Origin of the sequence: Marmoricola sp. URHB0036 (assembly GCF_000426045.1) — a bacterium.
Taxonomy (GTDB): domain Bacteria; phylum Actinomycetota; class Actinomycetes; order Propionibacteriales; family Nocardioidaceae; genus Marmoricola.
The window spans coordinates 395,656-415,839 of the sequence record NZ_AUEP01000004.1 but is presented as its reverse complement, the minus strand read 5'-3'; the positions used below and the strand labels follow the sequence as shown (position 1 = coordinate 415,839).

Genomic DNA, 20,184 nt, shown 5'->3' with positions numbered 1-20,184 from the left:
ACCTAGTCGGCTGCCCGGCTGGCCAGCATGGCGTTGGCCTCGTCGTCGAGCACCGTGCCCTCGTCGAGGTCGACCACCACGCTGCGGATGTCGCCGGTGAACGCGTTGCGCAGGGGCGGGTAGTCGTCCACCACCGGACTGCCCCGGTCGATGCCGACGTTGAACGACTCGTCGAAGGCGAAGTAGTACGCCGTGGTCTCCTCGATCCGCTCACGGCCGACCAGGGTCCCGTCGATCAGGATGCTGGCCCGACCGCCGCTGCCGGGCGGGCCGCCGTCGTACGCAAAGTCCAGCACCACCTCGTGCTCACCGGGCCACAGCACCGAGCCGGCGCGCACCACCGTGAGGTCCTTGCCGTAGCGGTTGTAGGCGTAGTGGGGTCGACCGGCGACGACGTACAAGGACCAGCCGCCGAAGCGCCCGCCCTGCGCGACGAGCACGCCGTTTGTCGACTGCGGCGGGTGGTCGGCCGGGATGTCGAGCTGGACCGCGATGCGGTGCGAGCGGTTCTTGACGTTGGGCGCGGCCTCCTCGGACAGCCGGCCGGTGTGCCGACCGAGGACCATCCGGGTGCGGCCGTGGTGCAGGTCGTAGCGACCGGCGAGCTCGGGGTTCTCGCGCTCGGTGACCCGGTCGTCGAGGGGGAAGACCTGGTGCTTGGTCGCCTCCTCGTCGAAGAGCGCCTGCAGCCGGGCCAGCCGCTCGGGGTCGTCGGCGGCGAGGTCGCGGGACTGCGACCAGTCGGCGCCGACGTCGTAGAGCTCCCAGGTGTCGTGGTCGAACGGCCGCGGCTCCTCGGTCATCTTCCACGGGACGCCGTGACGGGTGACGGCTGTCCAGCCCTCGTGGTAGATGCCGCGGTTGCCGACCATCTCGAAGTACTGCGTCCGGCGACGGTCCGCGGCCGCCGGGTCGTCGAAGCTGTAACGCATCGAGGTGCCCTCCATCCGCTGCTGGGGCACCCCCTCGACGGTCTCGGGCAACGGCAGGCCGGCGGCATCGAGCACCGTCGGCAGCACGTCGATGACGTGGTGGAACTGGTGGCGCACCTCCCCGCGCGCGGTGATGCCGGACGGCCAGTGCACCACCAGGCCGTCGCGGGTGCCGCCGAAGTGCGAGGCGACCTGCTTCGTCCACTGGTACGGCGTGTTCATGGCCAGCGCCCAGCCCACCGGGTACATGGCGTACGTCGTCGGGCCACCGATCTCGTCGATCCGCGCGTCCATGTCGGTGACGTCGTCGGCGATGCCGTGCCCGACCAGGTGCTCCCGGATGGTGCCCTCGGGACCGCCCTCGCCCGAGGCGCCGTTGTCGCCGAGCAGGTAGACGAACAGCGTGTTGTCGAGCACCTCGAGCTCGTCGAGCGCGTCGACCAGGTGACCGACCTGCTGGTCGGCGTGCTCGGCGAAGCCGGCATAGGTCTCCATCAGCCGGATCGCCACCCGCTTGGCCGCGTCGTCGAGCTCGTCCCAGTGCGGCACGCCGTCGGCCCACGGCGCCAGCTCGGTGTCGGGCGCGACGATGCCGAGCCGCTTCTGGCGCTCGAGGATCTCCTCGCGCATGACGTCCCAGCCCTGGTCGAAGCTGCCCTCGTAGCGCTGGATCCACTCCTCCGCCACGTGGAACGGCGCGTGGGTGGCGCCGAGCGCGAGGTAGGTGAAGAACGGTCGCTCCGGTGTCAGCGACTGCTGCGTGCGCACCCAGTCGACGGCGTGCTCGACCAGGTCCTCGGTCAGGTGGTAGCCCTCCTCGGGCAGCCGGTCGGGCTCGACGGGAGTGGTGCCGGAGTACAGCTGCGGGTACCAGTGGTTCATCTCGGCACCCATGAAGCCGTAGAAGGTGTCGAAGCCCTCTCCGGTCGGCCAGCGGGTGAACGGGCCCGACGCGGTCACCTCCACCGACGGGGTCTGGTGCCACTTGCCGAACGCCGCCGTGCTCCAGCCGTTACCGCGCAGGATCTGCGCGAGGGTGGCGGCGCTGGCCGGCCGGAAGCCGGTGTAGCCGGGGTGGCTGGTGGCCATCTCCGTGGTGACGCCCATGCCCACGGAGTGGTGGTTGCGCCCGGTCATCAACGCCTGTCGCGTGGGCGAGCAGAGCGCCGTGACGTGGAACCGGCTGTAGCGCAGGCCGTTGTCGGCCAGTCGCTCGGCGGTCGGGAGGTTGCACGGTCCGCCGTACGGGCTGGGGGCGCCGAAGCCCATGTCGTCGATGACGACGACGACCACGTTGGGAGCGCCCGCCGGCGGCTGCACCGGCTCGACCGGGAGCCCGCTGACGTCGAGGGGCAGGTGGCGGCGATCTGGCACGGGTGCATCGTGGACCCGAGGATGCCCTCGCGTCGAATCACACGCCGGGCCGCGCGTCGCCACCATCTAGACCGCGCTCGCCTCGACGACCATGCGCAGCTGGGTACGACGACGGCGCAACGCCTCGACGGTGAAGATCGCCAGGGCCAGCCAGACCAGGGCGAACCCGATCCACTTCACGGCCGTCATCTGCTCGTCGAAGACGACCAGGCCGAGCGCGAACTGGATGGTCGGGGCGAGGTACTGCAGCAGGCCGAGGGTGGTCATCGGGATCCGGATCGCCGCGGCCCCGAAGCAGATCAGCGGCACGGCGGTGACCAACCCGGTGGAGGCGAGCAGGACGGCGTGGCCGGCACCGTGGCTGGCGAAGTTGCTCTCACCGGTGGCGGTCAGCCACCAGATGTAGCCCAGGGCGATCGGCGCCAGGAGCACCGTCTCGAAGGTGAGGCTCTCGACCGCGCCGACGTTGGCCTTCTTCTTGGCCAGCCCGTAGGTGCCGAACGAGCCCGCGAGCAGCAGCGCGATCCACGGCGGGTGGCCGTAGTCCACCGTCAGGATCACCACCGCGAGGGCGGCGATGCCGATCGCCCACCACTGCAGCGGACGCAGCCGCTCGCCCAGCACCAGCACGCCGAGGAGCACGGTGACGAGCGGGTTGATGAAGTAGCCGAGGGAGACCTCGACGACCCGACCGGCGTTGACGCCGTAGATGAACCCGCCCCAGTTGAACCCGATCACGATCGCCGCGACCACGAGCAGGACGACGACCCGGCGGTCGCGGACGATCGCGCGCAGGTACGGCGTACGTCGCAGGGCGGCCGTGAGCACCACCATCGTCAGCAGCGACCAGACGACCCGGTGGGCCAGGATCTCCACCGCTCCGGCCGGCTCGAGGAGCCGCCAGTAGAGCGGGAACAGCCCCCACATGCCGTACGCCGCAACACCCATCAGGAAGCCACGACGTTGCTCGGACACGTCATCACCGTACTGGCAAGACACTCCTGACAGTTCCGAGGGTGTCTGCGACTGGGTCGGGGGAGCAGCGGGCGGTGACCCGGTTTGGCCGGGCGGCCGTCCAAACTGTCAGTGGAGGGGTGAAATTGCACCCCTCCACTGCATGTTCAGCCGGGCGCCCGGCCAAACCGCAGCATGCCGAGTCTCCGACTGCTCCTAGGGTGTCGTCATGGGCAGCTACTCCGTCGAACGCACCATCACCGTCAAGGCGCCGGCGTCCCGGGTGCACGGGCTGGTGGACGACTTCCACCACTGGCCGGGCTGGTCACCGTGGGAGGACCTCGACCCCGACCTGGAGCGCCGCTACTCCGGTGCCGACCACGGGGTCGGCGCCCACTACGCGTGGTCGGGCAACAAGAAGGCCGGCGTCGGGAGCATGGAGATCACCCGGTCCAGCGCCGAGGAGATCGTCATCGCGCTGGAGTTCCTCAAGCCGTTCAAGTCCACCAGCACCACCCTGTTCCGGTTCGCGCCGCACGGCGAGCAGACCGAGGTGACCTGGCGGATGACCGGCGAGCAGAAGGGCATGATGGCCGTCTTCGGCAAGCTGATGAAGATGGACAAGCTGATCGGACCCGACTTCGAGAAGGGCCTGGCCCGGCTCAAGACCGCTGCCGAGGACCAGTCAATCGCTGGTTGAACCAGGTCCTCAGACGACGGTCCAGGTGTCCCCGCCGCTGATCAGGCTGGCCAGCGCCTGGCGCTGGTCGCCCTGGCCGGCCGAGGCGGTGACGATCTGCTCGCGGGCCTGGTCGTCGTACGTCGGACGCTGCACCTGCCGGAAGATGCCGATCGGCGACTGGTGCAGGACACCGGCATCAGTGAGCCGGGAGAGCGCGAATGCCGTGGACGGGTCGTCGGCGTGGGCGTCGTGGACCAGCAGGTCGGACTCGGCGACGTCAGCGGTCTGCACGACCTCGACCCCGCCGGAGGCCGAGCGCACGATGCCCTTGCTCCCCTTGCCGTCTTCCTGGGGGACCCCGAAGCGGATCGGCTCGCCCTGGACGAGCGGGATGATCGCGTCGGCCTTGGTGTCGGGCTGCTTGATCGCGTCGAACGCGCCGTCGTTGAAGATCGGGCAGTTCTGGTAGATCTCCACCAGCGCCGTGCCTCGGTGGGCGGCCGCGGCCGAGAGCACGGAGGTGAGGTGCTTGCGGTCGGAGTCGACGGTGCGGGCCACGAACGTGCCCTCGGCGCCGAGGGCCAGCGAGACGGGGTTGAACGGGTGGTCCACGGACCCGGCCGGGGTGGACTTGGTGACCTTGCCGGGCTCGGAGGTGGGGGAGTACTGGCCCTTGGTGAGGCCGTAGATCCGGTTGTTGAACAGCAGGATCTTCAGGTTCACGTTGCGCCGCATCGCGTGGATGAGGTGGTTGCCGCCGATGGAGAGCGCGTCGCCGTCACCGGTGACCACCCACACCGAGAGGTCCTCGCGACTGGTGGCGATGCCGGTGGCGATCGCGGGCGCGCGGCCGTGGATGGAGTGCATCCCGTAGGTCTCGAGGTAGTAGGGGAACCGCGAGGAGCAGCCGATGCCCGAGACGAACACGATGTTCTCGCGGCGCAGTCCGAGGTCGGGCAGGAACGACTGCACGGCCTTGAGCACGGCGTAGTCGCCGCACCCAGGGCACCAGCGCACCTCCTGGTCGGAGGTGAAGTCCTTGCCGGTCAGCTTGTCCTCGGTCGTGGGTACGCCGGAGAGGCCGGGGAACGGGAGCTCGGTGGTGGTCATCGGGCGACCTCCTCCTGGTGGACGTCGTGGTCGAGGGTGCCGGTGGTGGTGCTGATCAGGTCGGTGATCGACTCGGCCAGCTCGGCCGCCTTCAGCGGCAGGCCGCGCACGTGGTTGTAGCCGACCACGTCGACGAGGTACTTGGCGCGGATCAGCAGGGAGAGCTGTCCGAGGTTCATCTCCGGGACCATCACGGCGTCGTACTGCTTGAGGATCTCGCCGAGGTCCTTGGGGAACGGGTTCAGGTGACGCAGGTGCACCTGCGCGACGTCGTACCCCGCCTTGCGCACGCGGCGGCAGGCAGCGCCGATCGGGCCGTACGTCGAGCCCCAGCCCAGCACGAGCACCTTCGCCTTCCCCGACGGGTCGTCGACCTCCAGCGGAGGCAGCGAGTCGGCGATGCGGTCCACCTTGGCCTGCCGGATGCGGACCATGTAGTCGTGGTTGCCCGGGTCGTAGGAGATGTTGCCGTGGCCGTCGCCCTTCTCGAGACCGCCGATGCGGTGCTCGAGCCCGGCGGTGCCGGGGATCGCCCACGGACGCGCGAGGGTCTCCTCGTCGCGCAGGTACGGCCAGAAGTCGGGCTTGGCGTTGCCCTCCTTGTCGACGCTCTCGTGGTTGGTGCCGGTCGCGAAGGCAGGGTCGATCTCGGGCAGCTCGTCGAGCTCGGGGATGCGCCAGGGCTCGGAGCCGTTGGCGAGGTAGCCGTCGGAGAGCAGCATCACGGGCGTGCGGTAGGTGACCGCGATCCGGATCGCCTCGACGGCTGCGTCGAAGCAGTCGCCGGGTGACTGCGGCGCCACGATCGGCACCGGCGCCTCACCGTTGCGGCCGAACATCGCCTGCAGCAGGTCGGCCTGCTCGGTCTTGGTGGGCAGGCCCGTCGACGGGCCCCCGCGCTGGACGTCGATCACCAGCAGCGGCAGCTCGGTCATCACCGCGAGGCCGATGGTCTCCGACTTCAGCGCGATACCGGGCCCGGACGTGCTGGTGACGCCCAGCGAGCCGGCGAAGGAGGCACCGAGCGCGGCACCGATGCCGGCGATCTCGTCCTCGGCCTGGAAGGTGGTGATGCCGAACCGCTTGTGCTTGCTGAGCTCGTGGAGGATGTCGGAGGCCGGTGTGATCGGGTAGGTGCCCAGGAAGATCGGCAGCCCGGACTGCACGCCACCGGCCACGAGCCCGTAGGCCAGGGCGAGGTTGCCGGTGATGTTGCGGTAGGTGCCGGCCGACATCGGGGCGGGCTTGATCTCGTACTGCACCGCGAACGTCTCGGTGGTCTCGCCGAAGTTCCAGCCGGCCTTGAATGCGGTGAGGTTGGCGTCGCGGATGTCGGGAGCCTTGGCGAAGCGCTTCTCGAGGAAGGCGAGCGTGGTCTCGATCGGGCGGCCGTACATCCAGGACAGCAGCCCGAGCGCGAACATGTTCTTCGCGCGGGCGGCGTCCTTGCGGGACAGGCCGAACTCCTTGACCGCCTCGACGGTCATGCCGGTCAGGTCGACCACGCTGAGCGCGTAGTCGGCCAGGGAGCTGTCCTCGAGCGGGTTGTCGGCGTACCCCGCCTTGGTCAGGTTGCGGGCGGTGAAGTCGTGGCTGTCCACGATCAGCGAGGTGCCCGGCTTCATGTCGGGCAGGTTGGCCTTGAGTGCGGCCGGGTTCATCGCGACCAGCACGTCGGGGGAGTCGCCGGCGGTGAGGATGTCGTGGTCGGCGAAGTGGACCTGGAAGGACGAGACGCCGGGCAGGGTGCCCTGCGGAGCGCGGATCTCGGCCGGGAAGTTGGGCAACGTCATCAAGTCGTTGCCGAAGGCAGCCGACTCCTGGGTGAACCGGTCACCTGTGAGCTGCATCCCATCGCCGGAGTCACCCGCGAACCGGATGATCACCCGGTCGAGCTGCTTGACCTGCTTGGCCACCGTGACGCTTCCTTCTCTCCTCGACATCGGCTGGGCCCCGTCACCGTTCACATACCGATGGTACGCACCGATTGTACGCCGAAAAGTAGAACAGGTTCTACACCCGCCCCCCGCTGATCGGTGCACGGTCGAGACGGAGCCCGACACAAGGAGACACGATAGTCCGCCGCGCCTGAGCAGGCACAACGTCTCAGCATCAAGACGGCGGCGCGGTCGTCCCCGGTCCGGAATCGACCGATCTAGACAGGTGAGCCGACTCACTGTCTCAAAAGGCGGTCAGATTAATAATTCGTAGTAAGTTACGCCACTAACACAAGCGTGTCTGCCCCACCCGAACGAAAGGCCCTCCCCATGACTCGCACGACGCCACTGAAGTGGTTCGGCGCAGCCGCCCTCTCCCTCACCGTCCTCGCCAGCACCTCCGCGTGCTCCGACCCCGCCTCCGGCAGCAGCAGTGGCGACAAGAAGCAGGTCAGCATCGTCGGCTTCTCGATCCTGAAGACCGCCAACAAGCAGGTCATCGCGGACTTCCAGAAGACCAAGGCCGGCAAGGACGTCGAGTTCAAGGAGTCCTACGGGGCCTCCGGTGACCAGGCCCGGGCCGTCATCGCCGGTCTGAAGGCCGACGAGGTGCACCTGTCCCTCGAGCCCGACATGACCAAGCTCACCGACGAGAACCTCGTCGACCAGGACTGGAAGAGCGGCCCCACCAAGGGCATCGCCACCCAGTCCGTGGTGGCGATCGTGACCCGTCCGGGCAACCCGAAGAAGATCACGGGCTGGGACGACCTGGCCAAGCCGGGCGTCAAGATCGTGACCCCCAACCCGGGCTCGTCCGGCTCGGCGAAGTGGAACATCCTGGCGGCGTACGGCCACGTGCTCGCCAACGGTGGCAGCGAGGCCGACGCCCAGGCCTACCTGAAGAAGTTCCTCGCCAACGTCGCCGCCTTCCCGGGCAGCGGCAAGGACGCGACCACGGCCTTCGAGGGCGGCACCGGTGACGTGCTGCTGTCCTACGAGAACGAGGCGATCCAGGCTCGTGCCGCCGGCGCGGACTTCGACTACTTCATCCCCGAGCAGACCCTGCTCATCCAGAACCCGGCCGCGGTCACCAAGGACGCGAACTCCTCCGCCAAGGCCTGGCTCGACTTCCAGCTCAGCAAGGCCGGTCAGACCGACTACGCCAAGCAGGGCTTCCGTCCGCTCGACGACTCCATCAAGGTCGACGTCAAGGGTGCCAACGACCCGGCCGACGCCTTCCCGGTGCCCAAGACGCTGTTGACCATCGACGGTGACTTCGGTGGCTGGGCCGACGCCAACAAGAAGTACTTCGACGAGGACAACGGCATCGTCACCAAGCTGATCGCGGCCTCCGGCAAGTCCTGATGGCTTCAGTTGGCATTGCCACGACTCCGGGTACGCCGCACCAGCGGCGTACCCGGAGCCGGCGCTCCCTGACACCGGGCTCGGGGCTCGCCCTGGGCATCTCGGTGGTCTGGCTGAGCCTGCTCGTGCTCATCCCGCTCACCGCCGTCCTGCTCTCCGCCGCCGATCTCGGGCTCAAGGGGTTCTGGGACGTCGTCACCCAGCCCCAGACGCTCGCGGCCCTGAGGCTGACGGTCCTCGAGTCCATCGCCGTCACCCTGCTCAACGTCGTGATGGGCACCATGCTGGCGTGGGTGCTGGTCCGCGACCGGTTCCCGGGCAAGCGGCTGCTCGACCTCTTCATCGACGTGCCGTTCGCCCTGCCGACCATCGTGGCCGGCCTGGTCCTGCTCACTCTCTACGGCCCGAAGTCCCCGCTCGGCATGCACGCCAACAACACCCGGTGGGCTGTCTTCCTCGCGCTGGCGTTCGTGACCCTGCCGTTCGTGGTCAGGACCGCTCAGCCGGTGCTGGAGTCGCTGGAGCGCGACGTCGAGGAGGCGGCCGCCTCGCTCGGCGCTGGTCGGCTGACCACGTTCCGTCGGGTGATCCTGCCCTCCCTCGTCCCGGCCATCGCCGCGGGTGCCGCCCTGGCCTTCGCCCGTGCGATCAGCGAGTACGGCTCGCTCGTGCTGCTGTCGGGCAACCTGCCCTACCGCACCGAGGTCGCCTCCGTGCGCATCTACGGCTTCAACCAGGACGGCAACCGCGCCTCGGCCTCCGCGATCGCGGCCATCCTCTTGATCGTGGCGCTGCTCGTCATCGTGGCGCTCGACATCCTCCAGAGGAGGTTGGCCCGTCGTGGCGACTGACACCCTGAACCCCGCCTCCGCGGAGCCCACCGAACCAGCGACCTCCTCGCGGCGGCGCAAGCCCACGGGGCGGACCGGCTACACCCGCGAGCCGGCCGGCGTCCGGTGGACGTTGCGCGTCATCGCCGTGGCGTACGTCGTGATGCTCGTCGCCTGGCCGACAGTGCTCGTCTTCCAGCGCGCCCTCGAGCCCGGCCTCGGCGCGGCCATCGACTCGCTGCGTGAGCCAGAGGTCGTGCACGCGCTCTACCTCACGCTCTACGTGACCTTCTTCGCCGTACTCATCAACACGGTCTTCGGCCTGACGATGTCGATCCTGCTCGTGCGCTACGACTTCCCGGGCAAGCGGATCCTCAGCACCCTCCTCGACATACCGCTGTCGATCTCGCCAGTGGTCGTCGGCCTCGCCCTCGTGCTCGTCTACAACGGTCGCGACGGCTGGTTCGGCCAGTCGCTGGAGAAGGCCGGGTTCCAGGTCATCTTCGCCTCGCCCGGCATGATCATGGCCACCGTCTTCGTGGCGCTGCCGCTCGTCATCCGCGAGGTGGTGCCCGTGCTCGAGGAGATCGGCGACGACCAGGAGCAGGCCGCGCAGAGCCTCGGTGCCAACTGGGGCCAGACCTTCCGCCGGATCACGCTGCCGGGCATCAAGTGGGCCGTCCTCTACGGCGTGGTGCTCTCCCTGGCCAGGTCCATCGGCGAGTTCGGCGCCGTCAAGATCGTCTCGGGCAACATCGCCGGGCAGACCATGACGGCCTCGCAGCAGGTCGAGGACGCCTACCAGAACTTCCAGCAGGGCACGGCGTACGCCGTGGCCGCCCTGCTCGCCCTGATCGCCATGGCCTGCCTGGTGGTCGTCTCGCTCCTCCGCCCGAAGGATGAAGAACAATGAGCATCAAAGTCAGCGGCGTCACCAAGAAGTTCGGTGACTTCGTCGCCCTCGACGACATCAGCGTCGACCTGCCCAAGGGACAGCTGACCGCCTTGCTCGGGCCCAGCGGCGGCGGCAAGTCCACGCTGCTGCGGATCATCGCGGGTCTCGAGGACGCCGACTCCGGGACCGTCACCATCGAGGGCAACGAAGCGACCCACCTGCCGCCGCAGAAGCGCAACGTCGGGTTCGTCTTCCAGCACTACGCCGCCTTCAAGCACATGAGCGTCGCCAAGAACGTCGCGTTCGGACTCGAGATCCGCAAGCGTCCCAAGGCGGAGACCGAGAAGAGGGTCGCGGAGCTGCTCGAGCTGGTGCACCTCTCGCAGTTCTCCCACCGTCTTCCGGCCCAGCTGTCCGGCGGGCAGCGCCAGCGGATGGCGCTGGCGCGGGCGCTGGCCGTCGAGCCGACCGTGCTGCTGCTCGACGAGCCGTTCGGCGCGCTGGACGCCAAGGTCCGCAAGGAGCTGCGCGACTGGTTGCGCCGGCTCCACGACGAGGTGCACGTGACCACCGTGTTCGTGACCCACGACCAGGAGGAGGCCCTCGAGGTCGCCGACGAGATCGTGGTCATCAACGACGGCCGCATCGAGCAGGTCGGCACGCCCGACCAGCTCTACGACGAGCCGGCCAGCGAGTTCGTGATGAGCTTCCTCGGCCCGGTCACCAAGCTCAACGGCCGGTTGGTGCGGCCGCACGACATCGACGTGCACACGACGCCGGAGGACTCGCTGGGCAAGGCGGGCAAGATCGTCCGCCTCCTCCGCGTCGGCTTCGAGGTGCGACTGACCGTTGAGCTCGAGGAGGCCGATCACCCGGACGTCGAGGTCACCGTCACGCGAGCGACGCAGCGCCACCTCAACCTCGAGGAGGGCTTGCGTATCTGGGTCTCCCCGACCAACGGCGCTCGCACGCAGTCCCCGATCCGGGCGGTCAACTGACGGGACCGATGTCCTCGCGTCGGTCTAGGCTCGAACGCATGACCTCTGAGGGCACCAACGAGAACAGCACCGACGACAGCCTGGAGAACAAGGCGGCCGAGCTGCTGCGGCTGCACCAGGACCCCACCCTGCTGACCGTCGTCAACGTGTGGGACTCGATCAGCGCCAAGGTGGTGGCCGACACCCCGGGCACGGCCGCCATCGCGACCGCCAGCCACGCGATCGCTGCGTCCTGGGGCTATCCCGACGGCGAGAAGATCCCGGTGGACACGATGATCGGGGCCGTGGGCCGCATCGTCGAGGCGACCACGCTGCCGGTCACCGCAGACCTCGAGGCGGGGTACGGCGATCCAGCCGGCACCATCCGCAAGGCCATCGGTGTCGGAGTCGTCGGCGCCAACATCGAGGACCAGATGCGGCCGCTCGACGAGGCCGTCCGCAACGTGGCGGCGATCATGGACGCGGCCATCAGCGAGGGCGTTCCGGACTTCGTGCTCAACGCCCGCACCGACGCCTTCGTCCGCGGCAAGGACCGCGACCCGGCCGACGTGCTCGCCGATGCCGTCGAGCGGGGCAAGGCCTATCTCGAAGCGGGTGCGCCGACCGTGTTCGTTCCCGGTCTGCTCGACGAAGAACAGATCTCCACCCTGGTCGAGGCCTTCGGACCGCAGAAGCTGACGGTCATCGGCTTCCCCGGCAGCGTGGCTCTGGACCGGCTCGCCGAGCTCGGTGTCGCGCGGATCTCCTACGGGCCGCAACCCCAACGGGTGGCGTTGACCGCGCTGCAGAAGCTGGTGGAGAACATCCATCGCGGTGGCGGCGTCGACCCGAGCACGAGGCAGCACCTGACCTGACCATGCGGGTTCTCGGACTGCTCCTCCTGGTCTGCGTCGTCGCGGCGTGCGGCGACGACTTCGCGACGGTCGAGCCGACCAACCCGGAGCGCGCGGCCGACGGGCTGGTGTTCACGCGCACCGACGGTTCGTCGTACGAGCTCCTCGACGCGGTGGCGACCTGCACCCCCAGCGAGCAGAAGGCGGGTGTCGACGTCGTCCGCCTGTTAGCGCCCGCGGACGTCGAGGACTCGCACCGGCCACCGTTCTTCATGGTCGAGGCACTGCCGGGGGTCACCGGCGACTACCCGCTGCCGCTGCACGAGCGGGACGACGATGCCGGCCCCTCCGACCTGACCCTGTTCGCGCTGGACGCGCGCAGGAAGAACGAGCTGTCCGGCTCGGTGGAGGAGGCCACGGGGAAGGTCACGGTCCGGGAAGCCACCTGCGACCCGGAGCCGCGCCTGTCGCTCACGATCGACGCCCGGCTGGCCAGCGAGATCGGACTGCCACCCGTCCGGGTCAGGGGCGGGATGGCGACGACCGGTCGCTAGTGCCGCCTCGGCTGGCTCCGTTCGGACTCCAACTCCGGCTCTGAACATGCGAATGTGACGCGACGGGCTGCAGAGGCGTCCAACGACCCCTCCTGTCACATTCGCATGCCCGGGGGGCGGAGCGGAGAACCGCTAGCCCTCGCAGCGGCCCCTGAGCGCTTCGGCGTGACGTCGGAACCCGTCCTCGACGCGCTGGGGGCCGGCCAGCCTGACCAGCGGGCCCGAGAACTCCTCGACGGTGTCGTAGCGGGTCGGGCCACCGGGTTCCTGCGCCAGCCGCTGGTAGCGGGTGCCCTTCACCAGGCCGAGCTTGGCCGGGAGTCCCTCGTAGACGTAGGCGAGCGTGGCCCGTCGTACGCCGTAGTCGTCGTGGGGCGGGTCGACGACGCTGATCCGCTCGGGGCTGGTCGTCGTACCTCCGTTGGCCCAGCGCACGTGCAGCACGATCGGCTCGCCGACCGCCGCGGCCGCACACTCGACCTTCTCGACGAACGGGTTCCAGTCCCCGTACGACGCGGTGTCGAGCATCACCGCCCACACCTCGTCGAGCGGGGCGTCGATCGTGACCGACGCCGCGGGATGCGCCATCAGCGGTAGTTGGTGAACTGCACCGCGAAGTCGTAGTCCTGTCCCCGCACCAGCTGCTGCACGGCCTGCAGGTCGTCGCGCTTCTTGCTGCTGACGCGGAGCTCGTCGCCCTGCACCTGCACCTTGACGCCCTTGGGACCCTCGTCGCGGATCAGCTTGCCGATCTTCTTGGCGTCCTCGGAGCTGATGCCCTCCTTGAGGGCGATGCTGATCCTGGACTCGCGACCGGACTGCCGCGGCTCGGAGGCATCGAGGATCTTCAGCGACTGCTGGCGCTTGACCAGCTTCTCCTTGAACACGTCGAGCACCGCGCTGGCGCGGTCGTCGGCGCTGGCGGAGATCTCGATCCCGGTCTCGCCGGACCACTTGATCTCGGCTCCGGTGCCCTTGAAGTCGTAGCGCTGCGCGATCTCACGCGCCGCCTGGGACAGCGCGTTGTCGACCTCCTGGTGGTCGAGCTTGCTGACGATGTCGAACGACGAGTCGGCCATGGCTACGGGGTCCTCCATCCGATTTAAGTATGGCGTCGGTGCTGCGCTATCCTCGCTTGCGCTGCGGCCCCACACTACGTGGTCCGCGAGCACGGCAGGTTGTCCGAGCGGCCAATGGAAGCGGACTGTAAATCCGTCGGCGTATGCCTTCGCAGGTTCGAATCCTGCACCTGCCACCAGCCAGACAGTCAGGAAACAGCGGCCAGGCCACGCTCGTCGCGGGTCACCTCGGGCCACGGAGACTCGCGGGCCCAGGCCAGCCCGCCCGCGACGGAGGCGGTGATCTCCGCGGCGGCCGCGCTGACGGCGGCGATGTCGGCGGCGTAGCCGTCGGGGTCGTCGACGCCGGCCCGCTCGAGCAGACGGCGGAGGTGCGTCAGCTGGTCGGTGAGCCAGGCGATCGGGTCGGCGCCGATCGCGGGGTCGAAGACGCGGTCACCGGGCTCACCGTCGGACATCGTCGGGTGCCAGTGCATCCGGTCCGCGGCGTGGGGGACCGACTCGAGCAGGTCGATCCGGCAGACCGCCGGCCTCACCAGGTTGGTGCTCGAGGAGTACACCGATCCGTCGTACGTCGAGGCCGCCGGCTTGATCTCGATCCTGACCCCGCGCTCGCGAGCGTCGGGCTGCTCGGAGATCGCGGGATCGAGGAAGTCGATGCGGAAGACGGCGACGGCGAGCCGGTCGAAGAGCCAGACCTGTTCCATCCCGACAGCATCGCAGGACCGGCGAGGCGACGGCCACGGGCGTTGCGACAGACTTTGGCCTGGGAGAAGCACGGTGGAGGAGGAGCGATGGAGACGTGGTCCGTCAACGGCATCGAGCTGTCGGTGCTGGCCGAGGGGTCGGGGCCGCTCGTCGTGCTCGCCCACGGGTTCCCTGACCTGGCGCTGACCTGGCGGCTGCAGGTGCCCGCGCTGGTCGCCGCCGGCTACCGCGTGGTGGCTCCGGACATGCGCGGGTACGGCGGCAGCGCGCGCCCCGAGCCGGTCGAGGCCTACCGCAGCGACGTGGTCGGCGAGGACCTGGTCGGACTGCTCGACCACGAGGGCGTGGAGCGGGCCCACTTCGTCGGGCACGACTGGGGTGCCTCCAGCCTGTGGCCGCTCGGACTGACCCATCCCGACCGGGTGCTGTCGCTGACCGGCCTCAGCGTCCCCTACACACCGCCGTCGCCGGCGCCGCCGACCGAGATCTTCCGGAAGCGGCTGGGCGAGGACTTCTACATGCTCCGGTTCCACAGCGACGACGCGATCCCCGAGCTCGAGCGCGATCCCGCCCGCACCGTCGCCCTCATCCTGAACGGCCGGCTCGACGACCCGGGACCCGACGTCGCCGTCGACCGCCCGACGTGGCTGCCGCAGGACGTCTTCGACGAGTACGTCGCTGCCTTCCGGCGGACTGGTTTCGCCGCGGCGCTCAACTACTACCGCAACCTCGACCCCAACTGGCGCCTGGCCGAGCAGCGCGGAGCAGGCGTGATCGAGGCGCCGTCACTGTTCGTGACCGGCTCCCGTGACCCGGTGGCACTGTTCATGTCGGCCGAGAACGCAGCCTCGTCCTTCCGTGCCCTCGAGCAGGTCGTCGTCGAGGGAGCCGGGCACTGGGTCCACCAGCAGGAGCCCGATCAGGTCAACGGGCTCCTCCTGGGTCACCTGTCCCGTTCGGCCTGACCGTCACTGGAGGCCGGCACGCACGGAGGTGATGCGCTGGGTGTTGAAGCCCAGCCAGTGCATCCGGCCGACGTAGCGCGCGTGCTCGACCTTGAGGCAGCGGTCCATGATCACCGTGACGCCGCCGTCCTCCGCGATCTGCGCGCCCTCCTCGTTGATGACGCCGAACTGGCACCAGAGCGCGTCGGCGCCGATCTCCACCGCCTCACGGGCGATGTCGGGCAGGGCGTCCGGTGCGCGGAAGACGTTCACGATGTCGACGTGCTCGGGCACGTCGCGCAGGCTCGGGTAGCAGGTCTGGCCGAGGATCTCCGTCTCGCGCGGGTTGACCGGGATGACCTGGTAGCCGTGGCGCTTGAGGTAGTAGCCAACGAAGTAGCTGGCCCGCAGGTGGTTGTTGGACAGGCCGACGACCGCGATCGTCTTCGCGGTGTTGAGCACTCGCTGGATCGTCAACGGGTCCTGGTAGCGGCTCAGGTCGGTCATGAGACACCCGCCTTCCCGGCCGCTGCGGCGACGTCGGCGAATCCCTGCTGGAGGTCCCAGACCAGGTCGTCGGGCGACTCGAGGCCGACCGAGAGCCGCACCGTCCCCGGGCCGACGCCTGCCGCTCGCAGCTCCTCGTCGCTCAGCTGCCGGTGGGTGGTGCTGGCCGGGTGGATGATCAGGCTCTTGGCGTCCCCCACGTTCGCGAGGTGCGACCAGAGGGTCACGCCGCCGATGAGCCCGAGACCGCCGGCCCGACCACCAGCCGCGTCGAACGAGAAGACCGCACCGGCACCGAGCGGCAGGTACTTGTCGACCAGCGAGCGGTACTTGCTGCCGGGGAGGTCCGGGTAGGTCACCTTCGAGGCCAGCTCGTGCGACTCGAGGAACTCCGCCACCGCCCGCGCGTTGGTGACGTGCCGGTCCATCCGCAGCGACAGCGTCTCCAGGCCCTGCAGGAGCAGGAATGCGTTGAACGGCGAGAGGGCGGCGCCCAGGTCGCGCAGCGTCTCTGCCCGCAGCTTCATCAGGTAGCCGTAGGTCCCGAACGTCTCGTGGAACTGCAGCCCGTGGTACGCCGGTGACGGGTCCGCGACCACGGGGAACCGGCCGTTGGACCAGTCGAACGTGCCGGCCTCGACGACGACGCCGCCGATGCTGGTGCCGTGGCCGCCGATGAACTTGGTCGCGGAGTGGATGACGATGTCGGCGCCCCACTCGATGGGCCGGCAGAGGTACGGCGTGGCGAAGGTGTTGTCCACGACCAGCGGCAGGTCGTGCTCGTGCGCGATCGTCGAGAGGGCCTCGAGGTCCAGCACGTTGCCGCCGGGGTTGCCGATCGTCTCGCCGAAGAAGGCCTTGGTGTTCGGCTTGACGGCCCGGCGCCAGGCGTCCGGGTCGTCGGGGTCGACCCACGAGACCTCGATGCTCAGCTTGCGCAGGAGGTGCTTGAACTGGTTCACCGTCCCGCCGTACAGCGCCGAGGAGGAGACGATGTGGTCGCCCGGCTCCAGCAGCGTGAACAGGGCGGCGGCCTGCGCGGCCAGCCCGCTGGCGAACGCGACGGCTCCCGCACCCCCTTCGAGGTTCGCGACCCGCTCCTCGAAGACCGCGACCGTGGGGTTCATGATGCGCGAGTAGGTGTTGCCGTACTCCTGGAGGTTGAAGTACGCCGCCGCCGACTCCGGGTCCTCGAAGACATAGCTGGTCGTCTGGAAGATCGGCACCGCCCGGGCACCGGTGTTCGGGTCCGGCCGTTGCCCGGCGTGCAGCTGTCGGGTCTCGAACCCGAAGACGTGGTCGTCCTCGGGTCGAGCGGGTTGGTCGGTCACGAGGGCCTCTTCTTCCGTGGTGTCATCTGCTCGCCCAGTCCGCGGTCAGGAAGCTGCGGATCAGTGGAGTCTGTCGGGCTTCCTCGAGCAGGAAGCAGTCGTGGCCGTAGGGCGCGTCGATCACGTGCAGCTCGACCGGTTTGCCGAGGGAGCGGAGCGCGGAGTCGATCTCGCGGGACGCCGACGGCGGGTAGAGCCAGTCGGAGCTGAACGCGATCAGCAGCGTGCGGGCGGTGACGTGCTCGAAGGCCCGGGCGAGCGATCCGCCGCCGTGCTGGCGGGCGAGGTCGAAGTAGGTCAACGCGCGCGAGGTGTAGAGGTAGGTGTTGGCGTCGAACCGCTTCACGAACGAGTCGGCCTGGTGGTCGAGGTAGCTCTCCACCTCGAACTCGGGCTCGGTGACCGTGTAGCGGATGTCGTCGGCGAACTGCAGCCGGCGGCCGAACTTGTCGTCCAGCGCAGGCGCCGACAGGTAGGTCACGTGGCCGACCATGCGCGCCACGCCCATGCCGGAGTCGGGCCGGCGATCGGTGCCGTAGTACTGCCCGTCCTGCCAGGCCGGGTCGCGCAGGATCGACTCCCTCGCGATGGCGTTCCAGGCCATGCCCTGAGGGTGCAGCGCGTGCGTGCTGGCGATCGCGACGACGGCGTCGACCTGGTCGGGATGGAGGATCGACCACTCGAGCGCCTGCATGCCGCCGAGCGAGCCGCCGGCCACCGCCGCCAGTCGCTCGATCCCGAGGACGTCGAGGAAGGCGCGCTCGGTGCGCACCATGTCGGCGACCGTGATCACCGGGAAGTCCGCGCCGTACGGCGCTCCCGTCGCCGGGTCGATCGAGGACGGCCCCGTCGTGCCCTTGCAACCGCCGAGCAGGTTGGTCGAGACCACGAAGTAGCGGTCGGTGTCGAACGCCTTGCCGGGGCCGATCATCCCGTCCCACCAGCCCAGTCCCTTGGGAGCCGCCCCATCGCGCTCCTCGGCGGCGAACCCGTCGCGGGTGCTCTCCTCGGGCGGGGTCTTCGAGACCCCAGCGGCATGCGCGTCGCCGCTGAGCGCGTGGCAGACCAGGATGACGTTGTCGCGCTCGGGGGAGAGGGCGCCGTAGGTCTCGTAGGCGACCCGGACCGGGTGGAGGTCTCGCCCGCAGTCGAGGCGCACCGGCTCCGGCAGGTCGACGTACTGCGTCTCGACACTTCCGACCGAGCCCGTCATGCTCGTGGAGGAGGCCGCCATGTGCGCGATCGTATCCGCCTCGCCGGTATATTCTCCGGTAACCCTATCGGGTAAATAGACAAAAGGCTGAAAAGGGGTATCACGCGACATGACCACCACCGACAACGGCGTCAACGTCCAGGCGCTGCTCGATGCACGCGAGGTCTTGAAGGGCGCGCCAGAAGCCGCCCAGTTCACCTGGAAGGCCACCTCGGAGTGGCAGAACGGCGTGCACACCACCACGAAGATCCAGAACTTCTTCGGGCTCGGCGCGGAGCAGAACCACAAGGCCGAGACGGTGCTGGACGCCGACCACCCCGAGGTCTTCGCGGCACCCGACGACGCCATCACGCCGATCGAGTACCTCCTCGTCGGGCTGACCAGCTGCCTGACTGCCGGGGTCGCCTCGGTGGCGCAGAACCGGGGCATCCAGCTGCGCTCGGTGAAGGCGACCATCGAGGGCAACCACGACATCCGCGGGATCCTCGGAGCCGACAGCGACGTGCGCAACGGCTTCAACGACATCAAGGTGAACTTCTCCATCGACGCCGATGCGTCGCCGGAGGAGATCGAGGCCCTGGTCGCCCAGTCGCAGAAGCGCTCGGCCGTGTTCGACGCCCTCACCAACCCCACGGACGTGACTGTCGCGGTTGTCTGAGGACGTGTCGCGACAGGAGGCCCCCGAGCGGGTTTCCACCGTCGTCATCGGTGCCGGCCACGCGGGACTGGCCGCCAGCCAGGTCCTCAGCGAGCGGTCGATCGACCACGTCGTGCTCGAGCGCGGCGACGTGGCGAACTCCTGGCGGCACGAACGCTGGGACTCGCTGCGGCTGCTCACCCCCAACTGGCAGACCCGTCTTCCGGGCCTTCGCTACGAGGGCCCGGACCCGGACGGCTACCTGAGCATGGCCGAGGTGGTCGAGCTCATCGAGCGCTTCGCCAAGCTCGCCGACGCGCCCGTGCGCACCGCCACCAACGTCACGTCGGTTCGTCGTACCGACGACGGGTACGCCGTGACGACCAGTCGGGGTGACCTCCGCTGTCGCGCGCTGGTGATCGCGACCGGTGCCTGCAACGTGCCCGCGGTGCCGGGGTTCAGTGACGCGGTGCCGGCCTCGGTCGAGCAGCTGACCACCTTCGACTACCGGAGTCCCGAGCAGCTGCCCGACGGTGGCGTCCTGGTCGTGGGGGCGTCGGCGACCGGTGTCCAGCTCGCAGCGGAGATCCGTCGATCGGGTCGGCCGGTGACGCTGTCAGTGGGGGAGCACGTCCGCCTGCCGCGCACCTACCGCGGCCGCGACGTGCTCTGGTGGATGGATGCCTCCGGGGTCTGGAGCGAGCGGTACGACGAGGTCGACGACCTCGAACGGGCCCGGCGGCTGCCCTCGCCCCAGCTGGTCGGGACCCCCGAACGAGCCACGCTCGACCTGAACGCCCTGCAGGACCTCGGTGTCGAGCTCGTGGGTCGCTGGGCGACCGTGCGCGACGGCACCGCGTTGTTCTCCGGCGGGCTGCGCAACGTGTTCTCGCTCGCGGACCTCAAGATGCAGCGCCTGCTCGGCACCTTCGACGACTGGGCACGAGAGCAGCTGCTCGACGCCGAGCTCGACCCGCCCGAGCGGCCCGAGCCCACGCGGGTGCCGTCGTCGACGCGGTGGCAGCTGGACCTGAACAGCGGCGAGATCAGCTCTGTCCTCTGGGCGACCGGCTACCGGCCCGACTACTCCTGGTTGGAGGTGCCGGTGCTCGACGCCAAGGGCCATCTGATCCACGACGGCGGGGTCGTCGACAGTCCGGGTGTGTACGTGCTCGGCCTGCCGGTGCTGCGGCGGCGCAAGTCGACCTTCATCCACGGCATCGAGGACGACGCGCGCGAGGTGATCGACCACCTCGCCGGTCACCTGGCCGGTGGTCGTTAGCAGCCCGGTCGCCAGCCGA

The 20,184-nt window shown here is 69.2% G+C and carries 20 protein-coding genes and 1 tRNA gene; 11 read left to right on the top strand and 10 right to left on the bottom strand.

Annotated features, from left to right (window positions below):
* Window positions 1–2: 2 nt before the first annotated feature.
* The gene (locus tag H976_RS24530; protein ID WP_196803951.1) at window positions 3–2,306 is read right to left on the bottom strand and encodes an arylsulfatase; all 2,304 of its coding nucleotides are present in this window, start codon (window positions 2,304–2,306) and stop codon (window positions 3–5) included.
* Window positions 2,307–2,372: 66 nt separating this feature from the next.
* Window positions 2,373–3,281 carry an EamA family transporter RarD gene (gene rarD, locus H976_RS24525; RefSeq protein WP_231388789.1) on the bottom strand — a complete coding sequence of 303 codons (909 nt, stop codon included), beginning with the start codon at window positions 3,279–3,281 and terminating at the stop codon, window positions 2,373–2,375.
* Between the two features lie 208 nt (window positions 3,282–3,489).
* Between rarD and H976_RS0104675 the strand changes: the two genes are divergently transcribed.
* A complete protein-coding gene (locus tag H976_RS0104675) occupies window positions 3,490–3,960 on the top strand; it encodes an SRPBCC family protein (protein ID WP_027860602.1) in 471 nt (156 codons plus the stop codon).
* 9 nt (window positions 3,961–3,969) lie between these two features.
* On the opposite strand, the gene H976_RS0104670 is transcribed toward H976_RS0104675, so the two are convergent.
* Window positions 3,970–5,052 carry a 2-oxoacid:ferredoxin oxidoreductase subunit beta gene (locus tag H976_RS0104670; protein WP_027860601.1) on the bottom strand — a complete coding sequence of 361 codons (1,083 nt, stop codon included), beginning with the start codon at window positions 5,050–5,052 and terminating at the stop codon, window positions 3,970–3,972.
* A complete protein-coding gene (locus tag H976_RS24520) occupies window positions 5,049–6,995 on the bottom strand; it encodes a 2-oxoacid:acceptor oxidoreductase subunit alpha (protein ID WP_036224537.1) in 1,947 nt (648 codons plus the stop codon). The genes H976_RS0104670 and H976_RS24520 overlap by 4 nt, the downstream gene beginning before the upstream one ends.
* Window positions 6,996–7,319: 324 nt before the next feature.
* Here H976_RS24520 and H976_RS0104660 point away from each other — a divergent pair, with 324 nt between their 5' ends.
* Genes H976_RS0104660 through H976_RS0104635 form a run of 6 tightly spaced genes read left to right on the top strand, consistent with a single transcriptional unit; the run spans window position 7,320 to window position 12,464 of the window.
* Complete coding sequence (locus H976_RS0104660; RefSeq protein WP_036224533.1) at window positions 7,320–8,354, top strand: sulfate ABC transporter substrate-binding protein; 1,035 nt, start codon at window positions 7,320–7,322, stop codon at window positions 8,352–8,354.
* Window positions 8,354–9,205: a sulfate ABC transporter permease subunit CysT gene (gene cysT, locus H976_RS0104655; protein WP_027860599.1), complete on the top strand. Its 852-nt coding sequence runs from the start codon at window positions 8,354–8,356 to the stop codon at window positions 9,203–9,205. Before H976_RS0104660 ends, cysT begins: the two co-directional genes overlap by 1 nt.
* Window positions 9,195–10,097, top strand: a complete 903-nt coding sequence (locus H976_RS24515) for a sulfate ABC transporter permease (protein ID WP_081682660.1) — start codon at window positions 9,195–9,197, stop codon at window positions 10,095–10,097. The genes cysT and H976_RS24515 overlap by 11 nt, the downstream gene beginning before the upstream one ends.
* Complete coding sequence (locus tag H976_RS0104645; protein WP_027860598.1) at window positions 10,094–11,077, top strand: sulfate/molybdate ABC transporter ATP-binding protein; 984 nt, start codon at window positions 10,094–10,096, stop codon at window positions 11,075–11,077. The genes H976_RS24515 and H976_RS0104645 overlap by 4 nt, the downstream gene beginning before the upstream one ends.
* Window positions 11,078–11,115: 38 nt before the next feature.
* The gene (locus tag H976_RS0104640) at window positions 11,116–11,931 is read left to right on the top strand and encodes an isocitrate lyase/phosphoenolpyruvate mutase family protein (RefSeq protein WP_081682659.1); all 816 of its coding nucleotides are present in this window, start codon (window positions 11,116–11,118) and stop codon (window positions 11,929–11,931) included.
* Window positions 11,932–11,933: 2 nt separating this feature from the next.
* Window positions 11,934–12,464 carry a hypothetical protein gene (locus tag H976_RS0104635; RefSeq protein WP_027860596.1) on the top strand — a complete coding sequence of 177 codons (531 nt, stop codon included), beginning with the start codon at window positions 11,934–11,936 and terminating at the stop codon, window positions 12,462–12,464.
* A gap of 132 nt (window positions 12,465–12,596) precedes the next feature.
* On the opposite strand, the gene H976_RS0104630 is transcribed toward H976_RS0104635, so the two are convergent.
* A complete protein-coding gene (locus tag H976_RS0104630) occupies window positions 12,597–13,052 on the bottom strand; it encodes an SRPBCC domain-containing protein (RefSeq protein ID WP_027860595.1) in 456 nt (151 codons plus the stop codon).
* Window positions 13,052–13,543 carry a YajQ family cyclic di-GMP-binding protein gene (locus H976_RS0104625; RefSeq protein ID WP_027860594.1) on the bottom strand — a complete coding sequence of 164 codons (492 nt, stop codon included), beginning with the start codon at window positions 13,541–13,543 and terminating at the stop codon, window positions 13,052–13,054. Before H976_RS0104625 ends, H976_RS0104630 begins: the two co-directional genes overlap by 1 nt.
* Before the next feature lie 93 nt (window positions 13,544–13,636).
* Here H976_RS0104625 and H976_RS0104620 point away from each other — a divergent pair.
* Window positions 13,637–13,722 (top strand) — tRNA-Tyr (locus H976_RS0104620).
* Between the two features lie 9 nt (window positions 13,723–13,731).
* Here the strand turns inward: H976_RS0104620 and H976_RS30290 are convergent.
* On the bottom strand, window positions 13,732–14,250 hold the full coding sequence (locus H976_RS30290; protein ID WP_027860593.1) for a hypothetical protein: 519 nt from the start codon (window positions 14,248–14,250) through the stop codon (window positions 13,732–13,734).
* Window positions 14,251–14,337: 87 nt separating this feature from the next.
* Here H976_RS30290 and H976_RS30285 point away from each other — a divergent pair, with 87 nt between their 5' ends.
* Window positions 14,338–15,216, top strand: coding sequence for an alpha/beta fold hydrolase (locus tag H976_RS30285; RefSeq protein ID WP_027860592.1), 879 nt, complete (start codon window positions 14,338–14,340; stop codon window positions 15,214–15,216).
* A 3-nt stretch (window positions 15,217–15,219) separates the two neighbouring features.
* On the opposite strand, the gene H976_RS0104605 is transcribed toward H976_RS30285, so the two are convergent.
* From H976_RS0104605 to H976_RS0104595, 3 genes are read right to left on the bottom strand one after another with little or no spacing between them, the layout of a single operon-like run.
* Window positions 15,220–15,702 carry a CoA-binding protein gene (locus tag H976_RS0104605; protein ID WP_027860591.1) on the bottom strand — a complete coding sequence of 161 codons (483 nt, stop codon included), beginning with the start codon at window positions 15,700–15,702 and terminating at the stop codon, window positions 15,220–15,222.
* Window positions 15,699–17,033: an O-acetylhomoserine aminocarboxypropyltransferase/cysteine synthase family protein gene (locus H976_RS0104600; protein WP_027860590.1), complete on the bottom strand. Its 1,335-nt coding sequence runs from the start codon at window positions 17,031–17,033 to the stop codon at window positions 15,699–15,701. The genes H976_RS0104605 and H976_RS0104600 overlap by 4 nt, the downstream gene beginning before the upstream one ends.
* A gap of 22 nt (window positions 17,034–17,055) precedes the next feature.
* Window positions 17,056–18,267: a homoserine O-acetyltransferase gene (locus H976_RS0104595; RefSeq protein ID WP_027860589.1), complete on the bottom strand. Its 1,212-nt coding sequence runs from the start codon at window positions 18,265–18,267 to the stop codon at window positions 17,056–17,058.
* 88 nt (window positions 18,268–18,355) lie between these two features.
* Here H976_RS0104595 and H976_RS0104590 point away from each other — a divergent pair, with 88 nt between their 5' ends.
* Complete coding sequence (locus tag H976_RS0104590) at window positions 18,356–18,904, top strand: OsmC family protein (RefSeq protein WP_027860588.1); 549 nt, start codon at window positions 18,356–18,358, stop codon at window positions 18,902–18,904.
* 4 nt (window positions 18,905–18,908) lie between these two features.
* Window positions 18,909–20,165: an NAD(P)-binding domain-containing protein gene (locus H976_RS0104585; protein ID WP_081682658.1), complete on the top strand. Its 1,257-nt coding sequence runs from the start codon at window positions 18,909–18,911 to the stop codon at window positions 20,163–20,165.
* Window positions 20,166–20,184 lie beyond the last annotated feature (19 nt).

Coding starts and splice junctions, on each gene's coding strand:
- H976_RS0104630 (WP_027860595.1), bottom strand. CDS start 13,052: ATGGCGCATCCCGCGGCGTCGGTCACGATCGACGCCCCGCTCGACGAG.
- H976_RS0104590 (WP_027860588.1), top strand. CDS start 18,356: ATGACCACCACCGACAACGGCGTCAACGTCCAGGCGCTGCTCGATGCA.
- H976_RS0104625 (WP_027860594.1), bottom strand. CDS start 13,543: ATGGCCGACTCGTCGTTCGACATCGTCAGCAAGCTCGACCACCAGGAG.
- H976_RS0104595 (WP_027860589.1), bottom strand. CDS start 18,267: ATGGCGGCCTCCTCCACGAGCATGACGGGCTCGGTCGGAAGTGTCGAG.
- H976_RS0104675 (WP_027860602.1), top strand. CDS start 3,490: ATGGGCAGCTACTCCGTCGAACGCACCATCACCGTCAAGGCGCCGGCG.
- H976_RS0104660 (WP_036224533.1), top strand. CDS start 7,320: ATGACTCGCACGACGCCACTGAAGTGGTTCGGCGCAGCCGCCCTCTCC.
- H976_RS0104645 (WP_027860598.1), top strand. CDS start 10,094: ATGAGCATCAAAGTCAGCGGCGTCACCAAGAAGTTCGGTGACTTCGTC.
- cysT (WP_027860599.1), top strand. CDS start 8,354: ATGGCTTCAGTTGGCATTGCCACGACTCCGGGTACGCCGCACCAGCGG.
- H976_RS0104670 (WP_027860601.1), bottom strand. CDS start 5,052: ATGACCACCACCGAGCTCCCGTTCCCCGGCCTCTCCGGCGTACCCACG.
- H976_RS0104605 (WP_027860591.1), bottom strand. CDS start 15,702: ATGACCGACCTGAGCCGCTACCAGGACCCGTTGACGATCCAGCGAGTG.
- H976_RS24520 (WP_036224537.1), bottom strand. CDS start 6,995: ATGTCGAGGAGAGAAGGAAGCGTCACGGTGGCCAAGCAGGTCAAGCAG.
- H976_RS30290 (WP_027860593.1), bottom strand. CDS start 14,250: ATGGAACAGGTCTGGCTCTTCGACCGGCTCGCCGTCGCCGTCTTCCGC.
- H976_RS0104635 (WP_027860596.1), top strand. CDS start 11,934: ATGCGGGTTCTCGGACTGCTCCTCCTGGTCTGCGTCGTCGCGGCGTGC.
- H976_RS0104640 (WP_081682659.1), top strand. CDS start 11,116: ATGACCTCTGAGGGCACCAACGAGAACAGCACCGACGACAGCCTGGAG.
- H976_RS30285 (WP_027860592.1), top strand. CDS start 14,338: ATGGAGACGTGGTCCGTCAACGGCATCGAGCTGTCGGTGCTGGCCGAG.